Source organism: Natrarchaeobaculum sulfurireducens, from assembly GCF_003430825.1.
GTDB lineage: Archaea > Halobacteriota > Halobacteria > Halobacteriales > Natrialbaceae > Natrarchaeobaculum > Natrarchaeobaculum sulfurireducens.
The window spans coordinates 14,717-29,042 of the sequence record NZ_CP024045.1 but is presented as its reverse complement, the minus strand read 5'-3'; the positions used below and the strand labels follow the sequence as shown (position 1 = coordinate 29,042).

Below are 14,326 nucleotides of genomic sequence, written 5' to 3'. Positions count from 1 at the left end.
ATAGGAACTTCACTCTGGCATAATATAAATATGTACCATCTGAATGGTCCAATTTTCAGTTTTAGCGTAGCACGAACGTTCTTGTAGGTGGAATGTGAGACCTTTCAGTATGATGTATATTCATCCAGCAAGATCCTCTTTCAGAGTGTATCCTAATTCAGACTCAAGCGCTCAGATAACGGGAATCTGGAGCAGTTCGAAACCTATCATGGAAGGACAGGTGAACCTATGGGGTGTCAAGCGTGTCTGAGGTACAGTACTTTGAGGGGACTTTGATTACCGTTCCATTTGGCACTGGAGATCTCATATCCACGGTAATTGAACAGTATGAGTCGTTGCTCAACGAATACGGCCCAGAGGACATCCTCGTCATCACCGGGTCGCCGACTAGCATGGATACGTTTCGGGACGAACTCGAAGATACAACACCCGGTGCAGCAGTCCCGCGAGTAACGTCTTTAGTCGTTCAAGCGACCGACGTCGTAAACCAGACCGATGACCGGGCGATCCTCTCCGACGCGATTCGTCGCGAACTCGTCCATCGGTTCCTCGAAGATCAAGAGTGGGACAGCGAGCATTTCCAGCGTGCAGCCGAACAACCCTCCTTCCTGAGTGATATCGCCCAGCTCATGGAAACTATCACGTGGCAGGATGTTTCCTTTGAGAAGACACCAGAGCTAGTCGAAGTTGCAGAACTCGTGGAAGCGTTCCACAAATGGCTCAGCGAACATGACCACCTGGAACGCGGCCAGCTAATCACTGAGGCGAATGCGGCGCTATCGGAGACCGAGAAACGAGACGACGTAGTGGATGTCGAGGCAATCCTCACCGTCGAGTTTGAGGAATTCTTGCCGCTTGACCGTCGCTATCTCGCTACCTTAGCAAATGGGCTGGAACTCGTATGTGTAGCAGAAGAGAACGCAAGTGTTCGGCGTACATGGATCGAGCCGGGGCCAATTACTGACTACGTCTCATTTTCGAGGACAGAGTCTACTGCAAGGACAGCGCCCCCATCTCGTCCGGATGCGACGGGTGCGTACCTAGCGAATGAAACCGTTCACGAAGATCCCGAGGCGGGGGAGGTGAACGTTATTCCGACAGAAACCGCCGACGAACAGATCAAGAAAGTCGCCGATGAAATCGAGCGGCTTAGAGATCGAGAGAACTGGGAGTACGAGGATTTCGCCGTCGCACTGAAACAGAGCGGTTCCGCAGTAATCGAGACGCTTCGTGCCTTCCAGCAGACAGGGGTTCCGACAGAGTCCTCGACTGTCACAGGGTTCGGCGATGACCCCGCGATTCGAGAGCTACTACAAGTCGTTCGCTATCTGGCAGCCGATGATGACGATACTCGAATAGAGCTGCTGGAAGCCTCGGTCTTAGACGAATCGATTCTGGCCTCTATCGAGCAGATGGAGGGCCTCTCGAGTCCGCTCCGACGGTGGGCAACCGAGTCAAACATGAAGGTTCGAATTGCTGAGGAGACGTCCCCACTGAACGTTCGTGCCCAATTCGGGAACGTTCGGCGGGCGTTCGCTATGGCGGAGTTCGTAGAAGACACGTCGTTCATCGAAACGACCTGGAAGTCGTTCGCCTCGATGCTTGAACGGGCTCACGAGTATGCCCCTCAACAGAACCAAACAAGTTCGACCGAACTTGACGGAGGTGTCCGGGTCGATCACTTACAGGCGATTAAAAACGGAACCTTCCGAGCAGTCTTTTTGCTGGACATCGTCGACGAAGAGTACCCTGGATCACCTTCCCTGACTCGGTTGTTCTCCCAAGAACGCCTCTCAGAGATGCCGGACTATCCGGGCGTAACACAGGTCGAGGCGGAAGATGTCACCAACACCTTCCCGACGTCCTCGACAGCGTCAAGCCGCTCGTTCCGACGATACCATGCAGAGCACGCGCGGCGGCGGCTCGCCATCGGAGCAACCGCTGCTGGCGACCGCCTGTACTTCTGTCTGTACAATCACAAAGACACCGCACTGGAAGAGCGTGCTCAGCCGTCGCGGTTTCTCACGGACGCTTATCGGCAGTTGCCGTGGGTGAAAGAGGCGACAGAATCAGAGATCAGGAGCGAGCGAAGAGCGGAAGAATACCTGCTCTCTCGGATCGACAACGCCCTTGCAGACGTCCGTCGCTCTCACAGCCAGGATGTGACGGTCTCTCTCGACGAGGTCGAAACTGAGCTTTCGGAGATTCAGCACCTCCTCAGTGAAAGCGGAACCCGTGGCGAGCAGCTTCGGGATGCGCTGCAAGCACGTATCGAGTTCGCTGCCGGAGGGATTCGTCGTGACTGACGTTACCTTCCTTTCGCCGTCGCGTCTTGCGACCTACGCGGACTGCCAGCGGAAGTTCGATTATGAGTACGTACAGAAGGTCAACACCCCAGAGAAGACACGGTTGTACCTGAATCAGGGGCGTGCCTATCACGGAACAATCGAGGTTGTCTGTGAAGCAACTAGTCCAGAAGATGACGCCCATCTCATCTACGATCGGGCAGTAGAGGCATTCCCAGAGCAATGGAGAGAGCATATCGACCCGGATGAGTACGCGTCCAACGCCCACCAGGAATACCAGCGCCTCGAAAATCTAGAGGCTATCAAGACCTTTTTTGACCCGGATGGTGGCCACGGCATTGATCACGCTCGTCAATCGATCGCGACGGAGAAGTGGCTCGAATGCGTGGAGAACGGCCTCGGACTGCGTGGGAGAGCCGACAACATCCTCCGTACTGACGAAGGTCTCCATGTCATCGATTACAAACGGAACCTCAATGACGTGATCACGTCGTATACTGCGAGCGTCCTCGAGGATCACCTAAACGGAACGGATCATGACCCGAAGAGAGTCAGGAACGCATTTCAGGCGGCCACATACATCGAGGGCGTCAAACAGTCTGACCTCTACGAGGATGGGATGAATGTTCGATTCAGTTTCTACGGTCTCCTGAATCGGACGTCGTTCGAAAGCACACCAGACGGATACGAAATCTCTGTACGGGGCTATCCACGCGATACGACGGACATCTACGAAGAGTATCATGACACGATATGGAATCTCCTGCGACGTGCACACGAAGGGATTACGAGCGGTTCTCACGACCCAGATCCATTCCCACTCATTCACGATGAGGCCTGTCCCGACTGCACGTTCCGAGAGATGTGCGTAGAATCTCTCGCGGAGGGGGTGCAGCGATGAGCGACGACGTGCCTGACTGGCTCCCAACCATCGAAGACGATGAGGATCCGAAGCCACAGCAGCGGACGATAATCGAGTCGGAGCGGTACCCTATGCGAGTACTCGCGGGTGCGGGTACTGGAAAGACGTTCACGATGGTCCGGAAAATCGAGAATCTCATCGATGAACACGGGGTCTCTCCGGATCGGATTCTCGCGTTGACCTTCACCAACAACGCCGCTGATTCGATGCGTGAGAAACTCAACGTAAAACTCGGACCAGCAGGTTACGACGTCGACGCGTACACATACCACTCTATCTGCAACGAGATACTGACGGACTATGCCTATGACGCGGGATTAGATCCAGACTTCGAGATCGCAACGGATGCTGAAAAGTACGTCATCGTACTCGACGTCCTCGACGAGATCGAATACCGTGCCGTCAAACCCAATGTCTACGGCCCAGATTCATACGGGAGCGGCGTCGCATCGAAACTCCTCTCGTTTATCGGGTCGATGAAGCGAAGTGGGATTTCGCCCGCAGAGATCGAGGAATATCTCGGATCACCGGAACAAGTCTATGAACTCGATGCTGTGCCAGATCGTATTGAGGAGATTGCAGGCGACCATCTTGGTGGCCGTTCAGTTTCGACCGTCCTCGACGGCATTTCGGATACACGAGCCGACCTCGTCGCAGAACGGGATACCCTCCGCGATGAAGGATTAGAGGCGAGCATTAAAGACTTCCTCAACCGACTCGTTGACCTCTGTGACGCGCTCGAAGTGGCGTTTGAGGAGCATGAGGCTGGTGAGCGGTCGCTTCCCGAGGATGCACACAAGCTGCCGAAATATCTGCTTGGAGGGTACAGTAGTGGAGCTCCGAGCGGGATACCAAACGACCTGAAGCTCGAACTGACAGACTATCTCCGAGATGCCCTCAGCGAGTGTAAAACTGCCCTGGATTTGAACGCAGGGTATGAGGCATACGAGCGAGAGCTCGACCGGCGAAATCTGCTTGACTTCGATGGTCTCGTGGTTAAGACAGTAGAGCTGCTCGAGACTGACGTCGGAGAGGGACTGGGCGATCGATGGGACTACGTTTTCTGTGACGAGTTCCAGGACACCGATCGTCTCCAGTTCGGCCTCATTACGTCCCTCGTCTCAGAAGATCGCCTATTCGTCGTGGGCGATGACGACCAAGCAATCTACGAATGGCGCGGCGCGAACGTCGCGAACATCACTGACGAACTCGACGACGTCTTCGGGCCCGATCTCGAAGACGAACCGCTAGAACAGAACTTCCGGTCACGTCAGCCCATTCTCGACCTCGCAAATGAAGCACTAGAGCGGTTAGCGGATCGGCGGAGTACCAAAACGCTCACACGTGTCCACGAACCCGACTTCGACGGAGACACGGTCGCAGTCGTGGAGGAAGCCGACGACGAAGGCGACCGAGCTGAGCAGTTGGTAACTGTCACCCGAAATCTTCTGAGTGGTTATGCAGAAGCACTAGATCGGGCGTACGATCCGGGGGAAATCGCACTCCTCGTTCGGAATAACGACCACGCAACCCCAATTCTCGAAGGGTTCGACGAGGCAGGAATTCCCTATCAGGTTGCGGGGGACCTCTCCACCGAATCAATCGGGGTCGGCACCGTCGTCGCCTATCTAAAGGCGCTGGCACGTCCCGAAGAAGACGACGTAAGCTGGAACCGGGTACTGACGATGCGTTACCGTCTCACCGATGCTGATCTGCGTCGTGTCAATAGCCACGATGACGGTACATATGCTGGGGTATGCAACCAACCCCTCGAAGTATTCGATGAGCCCAACCGTATTCAGGAAGTACGAGAACACATTTTTCGCCTTCTCAAACTACGTGAAACAGCCTCCCTCAGCCACCTTTACCGGGAACTCAAACGCCTGACCAACATCGACTGGTACCTCAGCGAGCAAGAGCGTCGTGACCTGGCGCAGCTGGACGAGATTATCGACCAGTATGGAAACGACGCTGTACAGCCCCCACTCACGCCGCAATTCATCGATTCGCTGCAGCATTATGACTCGCTCCTCGAGGAGAGCGGGTCGGCACCGACAAGTCAGCCAGAACTGGCCGACGACGCGGTCAACGTCATGACCATTCACAAGAGTAAGGGACTCGACTTTCCCGTGGTTCTGATGCCCCGGTTGACCGCTGACGAGTGGGAACCAGGGTCACGAACCTACGATACATTCGAGTCAGCACTGTCTGAAGGTCCAGAATCAGCATTCGACAAAGATTCCGTCGCTCAAGATGCCAATGAAGCCCGTAGGATACTCCACGTAGGGATCACCCGCGCCGAAGAGATACTCGTACTCCACGGGAGCAGGGATGAAGACGACACTGACGACGAAAGGCCCGTACACGATGCTGTCGAGAGCATCCTCCCAGAATCCGTTCCCTGGCGGCCAGGTAGCGGTCATCTCCCGATCTGGCGCGATTTGCAGGAGTGCCTTCCATCGGACCATGCTGATTGGACAGCCTCCCTCGCGAGCACGGTAGTTGGGGATGTCTCTGGACAAGTGACGTACGGCTCTGAGAAGCTCTCAGCATCAGACGGACGAGACCGGGTAATCACATTCGGAAACAAGCTCATAGAAGGCTCAATAGAGAGAGAACCTGAGAACCGACGATTTTCAATTGACGCCCTGACTGGGCCAATGACCCCAAACCCGGCACTCCAGCACAGTTACACCTCACTTGAGGCCTACGAGGAGTGCCCCCGACAGCACTTCCTGGACTACGTCGTCAACGGGTTCTCCGACTACCGCGAGAACGGCTATGGCGGAGACGGTATCTCACAGCGGATAGTCGGGCTTCTGTTTCACGATACCGCAGAGATTGCTGCGAAGGAACAGGCAGCAGAGCGAGCAGAATGGTACGCTATCTGTGAGCGGCTGGCCGGACAACGGCGTGCCACGGATGAATTACCGGTCGCGAAGGAATGCATCGACCGGTATTTCGACCTCGATCTAAGCGGCTGGGAAATCGTCGATGCTGAACGAGAGTTCCAGCTAGAAGTGGATGGCCACGAACTCGTCGGGTTTATCGACGCCGTCTATCGGACCCCGGACAGTGAGTTGGTCGTCATCGACTACAAAGCCACCGAGCGTCACCGAGACATTGACGAGAACAAGCAGCTGCCACTGTACCTGCTCGCCTGTCGTGACCTCTACGAGGAACCGATTACCCGCGCGGGATACGCCTATGTCGGCAATATCGGTCCGAAAATCGAGACCCGTTCGTTCGATGAAGGTGAATTAGATTCAGTACGAGCAGCAGTGTCGACGACGATGGATCGAATCAATGAGACATCGTTCAGCGGGTACGAGACTGGAGAACACTGTAGGTGGTGCCAGCACAGTTCCCTTCCCTGCGGGGAAGAATGGCGTCAAGAAAACGGAGGCCGCTAGTAGGTCATCGAGAATGACGGTTGACCGGTCGACCGCTCATCGTCAGCTATAGCGAACAAGGGATGGATGTCTGCGAGCGTATAGGTTTGGAGACACGCGTACAGGTTCGAGGCTCGGTTGTCCTCTCCTGCTGCGCTAGCCGTTAGCCACGCCTCACCGAAGTATGGAATATCGCTATTGAATACGGTGGGATCCCCAAGATCGTCAGACGGGGGGTCGCTGTCTTCCTCTCGCATGATCTCCCACTGACTCTCGCGCCACGTCTGCGGTTCAAGGCCAGTTTCGTAATCCGTCCAGAGCGTCTTCGGTGCGGGCGATCCAATATGTTCAGCCATATCCTCAAGTGAACCTTCCCCCAGCACCCGATTCTTTGCCGACGAGAGGTCGGCATGGTAGTAGGACTCGAGTGCTGTACGTACATTCTCTGCTCGTCCAGGCTCACCGATTTCCGCAGCTGCCCGTTCCGCACGACCCACCAAGACTGGGAGGTCGAACCACGCGCCCCCGAAGGTGATGAGAACATCGACATTCCTCGCATCGAGCCAGTTCACAACCGACTCAATAGCGTCGAGTTCCGCAGAAGCCGTCTCGCCTTCACGGAAGAGGACCTCAGCCTCAATCTCCTCGCTCGGACTACCTCGGTATCCAACGCCGATACAGAGTAGTTCTTGATGGTCTGGGTTTGGTGGTTCGAGTTCTCGCTCGGAAACAGTCGTAATCGTCTCGATGTCGAGTGCTGCAATGGCATCGACTGCACCAAGTCGACGAACAATGTCAGTCGTGTCTGAAGGCGACCTCTCTGGTCGCCCAGAGAGCTGGCGGACCTGCCGATCCCACTTTGCTTTGATACCGATGGTTCCCTGGTACACGTCAGGGTTGACGTCGTCGAATTCATACCAGGTGCCTTCTTCAAAGGAGTAGTCAACGAGATCGCAGTCGTCATCGTCGAAAACTGTGATCTTCACGTGCGTCCCCAGCACATCTGAACAGTGTACAAGCTGCGCCCACCAGTCGTGGTCTGGGGTTCGTTCGACCTTGTCGATCCGCAACGGGACTGTAAGACCGTACTCGCCATCTCGTTCCGCCGCGACGAGATTACTCGCGGTCAGGGTATCTGTTGCCATAGTACCTCAACCAGACTAGAGATATAACTACTTTTTGATGGTAGTATTTTCATAATACCGTGTTTGAGATGGTTCTAGTCGGAACATTTATTTCCTGACAGAGTATTGGTGGCCTCAAAGAGGATGGCATATGAACACACGAGTCGGAATCCATCCCACAAACGAGCCGAGATTACAGCTGGATGGATCGAACCTACAGATTGTCGTACGGAAAGTGGCCCTAACGAACCTCGGCCGGACTACACCTAAATGATGAAGGTCCAATTTCGAATCCAATGAAGTTCGACGTTCCCCTTGATACCAGAAGCAGTGATCACAGCCACGTCGAGATTTTCAAGAGCTGGCGGTCATTCTCCGACGTATTCGATGGTGCAAAACGAATGCGTGTCGTCACCTATTGTGACTCCCCCGAGTTTATTCTGGATCTCTTCGAAGACCTCGACGACTTGGAGTCCCTGGAGGTGGTCGTTGGGGACGTCTCTGACTACCGAGAGCGCCTCATCGACAAGCCGGATCTCGCAGATCGGCTTGAACAACTCAGGAGTGAAGGCAAGCTCGTAATCTACCTCTGTGAGAACAAGGAGGTCCACTCCAAGCTGTATCTCATCGAGTACGACGACTCTGTCTTAGAAGGAGAGGATGAGGACGGTGATAAAGATCAGATGACCCTCGGCGGAAAGGCTACGGATGAATCCGAACTCGAGGACACCGGTGACGGTACACCAGCAAAAGTCATCGTTGGCTCTCCGAATCTCTCGCGAAATGCATGGTCGAATCAGACCAACGTAGGCGTCGTCTATGATACGAAGACAGACAGTAATCTCTACGGGGAATTCGAGGAACTCTATCGCGATCACCGAGACTCATACAACAGTGGCGGACCCTTCCTGGAAGATCTCTCCGAACAACTCGAACTCTCGGACGATGACCGGGAAGAGGTAATCAAACTGTACACCGAAGGACGTGTGGGGACACAAGACGAACTGGGAGAGGTTCACGGTCGTCTGGCGGACCATATCGATGCAGAAGTTGAAACAGTGGATCTCGCACTCGATGGAGGTACAGATACCGCCGCAGAACAGGAATCAGAGGAGGCAGAGCTCGATTCAGAAGGCGAATCTAGCAAGAAGGATCCGGACTTAGAAGATGCGCCACAGGACCGCATCACCTTGTCTCTACGCGGGTACGAAGAGTCGACAGTTGATACGTTGTCGCAGATGACCGATTTCGATGCGACGGTGTCGAATGACACGTTGACGACAACGCCAGATGCCTTCCAGCGGTACGCACAACAGGTGTTCGATGTCCCGACAATGCACCTGAACGAGTCCAAGGACGAGCTCAAGTTCCACTACGACGGCACAGTCTATCGTGTCACGCAGCCCCCATCTGACCCAGAGCAGGTCAATCAGGCACTTGTTGAGATTGAGGACTACTTTGCGACGGTAGACAACTATGGGAATTCCAACAACCCAACAGCGGTCAAAGCCCACATGTACGAAGCACTACTCTGGTTTTTCTGGGCCCCATTCGCCAATCGGCAGGCCGCGTTCTACCGTGAGCACGGGATTAACCTCGACAAGGCTCTCCCGTACCTCTACGTCTTTGGTGAGTCAAACGGAGGAAAAGGGACGTTCTGTCGGTTTGCCTTGTCGCTGATCAGTGGAAACCGTGTCGAAGCACCCGTCGACGCAGATGAAATTGGGAAACGAAAAGTCCGGAATCTACGTTCAGCACACACGTCGTTCCCCGTCGTCGTCGACGACATCACCAAGCAGAAGGTGAACTCGTTGGACACGCTTCGAAACTATTGGAGTGGATGGACCGGCGAAACGGCCTATCCGATGTTCGCCTTCATCTCGAACGATAAGCGGCCTGGAGAGTGGTTCCGAAACCGTGCTAAAATCCTCCGATTCGATGTGAATTTCATGACCTCACATCAGGGGGAAGCTGAAGTAAACCGTCTAATCGACACGGAGAACCCGATTTTCCAGTGGTTCGGATACGAATATCTCAACCGCGATCTCGTACTTGGAACGGACTCTGACGCACTTCGTGAAGTGAGGGCAGCCATGCAGGACCTCTATGAGCATGCCGACCGACCGCTGCCAGACTACTTCCCCACCGAACCGGCTGAGAAAGCATATGACACTGGCAGAGAGCGCTGGCGAAACCTCATCGACCGAGAGGACGTCGAAATCACTAAAGACAGTGACACGCTACAGGTGACCTTCCCGGAGTCAATGAACTTCGAACTCCACGAGTACAAACGCGATCCACCTATGACTATCCGAATCGAGAAACGAGGGCTCGATTTGATCATTAAGACACCAGATGAGTTCTTTGATTGGCTCGGTGAGACCTCAACTGAAGATTCCCGTGAAGGATTCTTGTCACGGGCACGTAACCTTCTGAGCCAGTAAGAAGATAAAACGCAAATGATACCTATAACACAAAATCTCGTGAAGGGAAGATGTCTATAGAGGATACAATCGAGTGGCTGAAAGATCGGCCCTACTACGAAGGCCAAATTATCCACCAAGAACGAACGCCAGGGACATCCGCTGAAACCGCGCCGATTAATCTCGACGATCGGTTAGCACGTGCGCTCTCTCGACGCAATATCAATGAACCTTTCCAACACCAAGCGGATGCAATCGAAACCATTCGAGATGGGGGGCATGTCGTACTCGCTACTCCAACAGCCAGTGGAAAAAGTCTCGCCTACACGGTTCCAGCTCTTGAACGCGCTCTGGATCATCATGGGAAAACGCTCTATATTGCTCCAATGAATGCTCTGATCAATGATCAAAAGGACACAATTTCCAATATAGCTGAAGACCTTAATAATGATAGGAGCATCAACATAGCCACGTATACAGGTCTATTAACAGATTCGGAGAAGCGCGAAGTTTGGGCCCAGCAGCCAGATATTCTCTTGACTACTCCTGATATGATTCACAAAAGTTTTCTCCCATATTCTAAGTCGCCAAAGCACTGGAAATGGTTATTCCAGCAGCTCGAAACGATCGTAATTGACGAAGTGCATGAGTTCCGGGGGATATTCGGGAGTCATGTCTCTCTTGTCTTCCGTCGACTCTCACGTCTGGCAGAATATTATGACTCTACTCCCCAGTACATCTGCTGTTCAGCAACCATTGGAAACCCGATTGAACACGCAGCATCCGTCACTGGACAACCGTCCTCTCAATTCACCCTTATTGACGACGATGCCAGCGCAACAGGTCCCCGCCATTGGATCTTTTGGAATCCCCCGATAAGAGAAAACGAGGAACACGATCCAAAGATCTCCACTGCCGATGGATTACCATCAACTACGGATAGAGATCCAAAAACAGGTCAGTCACCAACGGTGCCAGTTGAAGTCCCTCATCACAATGAGATCATCGGTGGCGAGCGTCGATCTCATCATCCAGAGACGGTTCAGTTGTTTTGTGATCTCGTTCAACGAGGCTATCAGACGCTAGTCTTCACACGAGCTAGACAGGGGACTGAGCAATATGCGAACTGGTGCGACAGCAAGCTCCGGAAGCGTGGCGAACACGAGCTTGCAGATCAAATTACTGCATACCACTCAGCGCTTCCGGACAAGCGGCGAACAACCATCGAAGCTGGCCTTCGAGACGGATCCATTCGTGGAGTTTGGAGTACGAACGCCCTCGAACTCGGAATTGACATCGGCAGTCTCGATGTCGTCCTCCTCGACGGTCACCCGGGAACCAATATGAGCACATTCCAGCGTGCAGGTCGTGCTGGACGAGGAGAGAGTCCAAGTCTGGTCGCCCTCGTCGCGAGTCCTAACCCATTGGACCAATATTGCATGGCGAATCCAGATCGTTTGTTCGATGGTGATCCAGAACAGGCAGCTGTCAACCCCTCAAACACACAAATATTAGATGACCATGTCTGCTGTGCGGCTCAAGAATTGTTCCTGGGAACCAATGATGAGTCCTACTTCGGCGACGAATATCCAACGACTGTTGCATCCCTCGATGAGGAAAACCAATTAGAGCGATTCAGTTCCCGAACCGGCCCTCGGTGGAAGTACATCGGAGAGGACAGCCCACAGCATACGATGGATATCCGTTCCATTGACGATCGGCAAATCGACCTTTACGATCGCCTGCGAGACAAGACACTCACCTCGTTACCGTTTGGGGACGCACTGCGTGATGCTCATCCCGGAGCGATATATCATCACCAGAAGGAAACTTACCGTGTGACGGAGGCAGATTTCGATGCTGACCGTGTGCTGCTAAAGTCGGTGAATACGATGGGTTACACCCGCCCACTCACTGAGAAGCAGATTATGGTCAAAGAAGAACTCAAGGCAAGCAAGCTGGCATCACACAAAACGATCTCAGTTGGGTTCGCGGACATCACAGTAGCAGAAAAAGTGACCGGCTACATGTTATACGATCATCCGTCAGATGAAGACGGGGTCGAGCGGGATTTTGACGAGCCGCTTCCTGAACGAACAATTCATACCCGTGGTCTCTATTTCACGATCCCGTCCCAGATTGAGGAGGACATTAAAGCAGTAAGCGAAAAAGAGGATGGATTCCTCGCGAGTATTCACGCTCTGGAACACGCACTAATCTCGCTGTTCCCGCTCGAGATACTCTGTGCTCGTCGCGACGTCGGCGGTCTCTCAACTGAATATCATCCTCATACGGGTCAGAGCACGATTTTCGTTCACGATGGCCATCCAGGTGGAGTAGGTCTCTCGCAAGAAGCGTTTGGGAAGTTAGAAACGATGCTCAAGCGGACGTTAGAGATGCTCCGTAGCTGCCCATGCGAAGATGGGTGTCCTTCATGTGTTCATTCCCCTCAGTGTGGGAACGCGAATCGAACACTGAACAAGCAGCTTGCAGTTCGTCTTGTGGAGCAACTGTTAGAAGTCCCTGTTCGGCACTAAAAAGATTCAATGGGTGACTGGTGAAATTTTGATCTTGTTAGAATAGAAACCATAGTGAGTATAGAATGAGGATGGGCTAAAATCTAGAAATAGCAACATCGTATAGTGACTAGTCGCTAGTTATAAGACATCTGACTCCTAGGTACTACTACGCACTAAGACATGACAGGTGATTCCGGCGTACGCTTGCTCGCCCTTCGATGCGACGCGTTAGCCGAAGCAACAACGACCGCTATCAGCGATCTCGTCGGCTACTTCGAGGCTGATCTCATCTATATCGTCGAGGAAAAGCTGGATATGCGAATTGTAAGCACGATCGAACGTACCGCCTCGTGCCCAGTAGTATACACCCGGCGGAGTGCAGTCCACACCGAGAAAATTGAGGGTACTACCGTATCTATCATCAGATCTCTCGATTACATAGGCGGAGCCTCTACCGCTAGTGGTCAGAGTATCCCGAACGACGCGGACTACGTCATCTGTGATGAGATCCAGACGAACACTGACTCGGTCACAATGGATGCCTCGCTCGAGGGTCTCGAACATCTTGCTCGCTACCAGCACCACGCTGCTCAAGATACGACGTACCTCACAGGGACGATGGAAGCCAGTTACGATTTCGTATGGTATGCCAATGTCGACGGTGAGAGCGTTCGCCTCTCCGTTCGTGGACTCGCTCCAAATCGTCGTCAAGGAGAACCGGAACTCGCATGTTTTTCGCTCGGTCCAGATGGCCACATTGCAGTCTCGACAACACCAGCGAATAAATTCGGGCTTCGTGCGTTGTCCGGCGTAGGTGGGGAAACCGCCCAGAATTTAGCTCAGAACGGCTATAAGACGCGCGATGATGTCATAGCTGCAACTGAACGAGAACTTCAAAAGATTCGGGGAATCGGAGAATCAAAAGCTCAGAGCATCCGCCAGAGTGCCCACGCGCTTTCCAAAGGATGTGTCATCCGACTCACGAACGAAGCTGTCCCTGCAGCAGAGTACACTCCGCTGTTCATCGATATCGAGACGGATAGCCTTAATCCAAGTATCATCTGGCTCATCGGCGTCTACAATCCTGAGTCAGATGAATATGTAGACTTTATCGATAAAGAGCCGTCACGAGACAATCCTGGAAAAGCCACCCGAGAGTTTATCGCATGGCTTGCCAGTGAGCACGATCGTCCTTCACTTATTGCATGGAACGGCCACGATTTTGACTTCAAATACCTCAGCCGATTCATCAGGGGACACGCACCGGAGTATACGGACTATTGGACAGATTCTGTGTTTGAGTACGACCTACTGGACTGGGCCGTACGAAAAGGCAACGCCATTCTTCCTGGTCGAACAAACCAGATCGAAGATGTCGCTGAAGCACTTGGACATGGCCGTGATGCGTCAGCAGCAAGCGTCGACGGAGGATCGCTGGCCAAGACCGTTCAGCGCCTTCTCGCGTCACCAGAACGTGCACGTGACGTAGATTGGGAGTCGGCTCGAGCATATTGCGAAGCTGACGTCCGCGAGTTGGCTGCAGTTTACGAATCCATTGCTGAGGCAGCACCCGGTCACAAACGTGCCAGCATCCTAGCCGATGAAAACACCACACAGACCGGACTCATGGACTTCTAACA

The 14,326-nt window shown here is 53.5% G+C and carries 7 protein-coding genes; 6 read left to right on the top strand and 1 reads right to left on the bottom strand.

What is annotated here, in order from left to right:
• Positions 1 to 242: 242 nt before the first annotated feature.
• The 3 genes from AArc1_RS00085 to AArc1_RS00075 are packed head-to-tail and all read left to right on the top strand — an operon-like array spanning position 243 to position 6,641.
• Positions 243 to 2,306 carry a PD-(D/E)XK nuclease family protein gene (locus tag AArc1_RS00085; protein WP_117362405.1) on the top strand — a complete coding sequence of 688 codons (2,064 nt, stop codon included), beginning with the start codon at positions 243 to 245 and terminating at the stop codon, positions 2,304 to 2,306.
• Positions 2,254 to 3,207, top strand: coding sequence for a RecB family exonuclease (locus tag AArc1_RS00080; protein WP_117362356.1), 954 nt, complete (start codon positions 2,254 to 2,256; stop codon positions 3,205 to 3,207). The genes AArc1_RS00085 and AArc1_RS00080 overlap by 53 nt, the downstream gene beginning before the upstream one ends.
• Positions 3,204 to 6,641, top strand: a complete 3,438-nt coding sequence (locus tag AArc1_RS00075; RefSeq protein ID WP_117362355.1) for an ATP-dependent helicase — start codon at positions 3,204 to 3,206, stop codon at positions 6,639 to 6,641. The genes AArc1_RS00080 and AArc1_RS00075 overlap by 4 nt, the downstream gene beginning before the upstream one ends.
• Here AArc1_RS00075 and AArc1_RS00070 read toward each other — a convergent pair.
• Entirely contained in the window at positions 6,638 to 7,765 is a 1,128-nt protein-coding gene (locus AArc1_RS00070) for a 3'-5' exonuclease family protein (protein WP_117362354.1), read from the bottom strand. The two genes, AArc1_RS00075 and AArc1_RS00070, sit on opposite strands and share 4 nt — an antisense overlap.
• A gap of 275 nt (positions 7,766 to 8,040) precedes the next feature.
• Here AArc1_RS00070 and AArc1_RS00065 point away from each other — a divergent pair, with 275 nt between their 5' ends.
• From AArc1_RS00065 to AArc1_RS00055, 3 genes are all read left to right on the top strand, one after another.
• The gene (locus tag AArc1_RS00065; protein ID WP_117362353.1) at positions 8,041 to 10,188 is read left to right on the top strand and encodes a tyrosyl-DNA phosphodiesterase; all 2,148 of its coding nucleotides are present in this window, start codon (positions 8,041 to 8,043) and stop codon (positions 10,186 to 10,188) included.
• 50 nt (positions 10,189 to 10,238) lie between these two features.
• A complete protein-coding gene (locus tag AArc1_RS00060) occupies positions 10,239 to 12,704 on the top strand; it encodes a DEAD/DEAH box helicase (protein ID WP_117362352.1) in 2,466 nt (821 codons plus the stop codon).
• Positions 12,705 to 12,866: 162 nt separating this feature from the next.
• Positions 12,867 to 14,324, top strand: a complete 1,458-nt coding sequence (locus AArc1_RS00055) for a ribonuclease H-like domain-containing protein (RefSeq protein ID WP_117362351.1) — start codon at positions 12,867 to 12,869, stop codon at positions 14,322 to 14,324.
• The last annotated feature ends 2 nt before the right edge of the window (positions 14,325 to 14,326 follow it).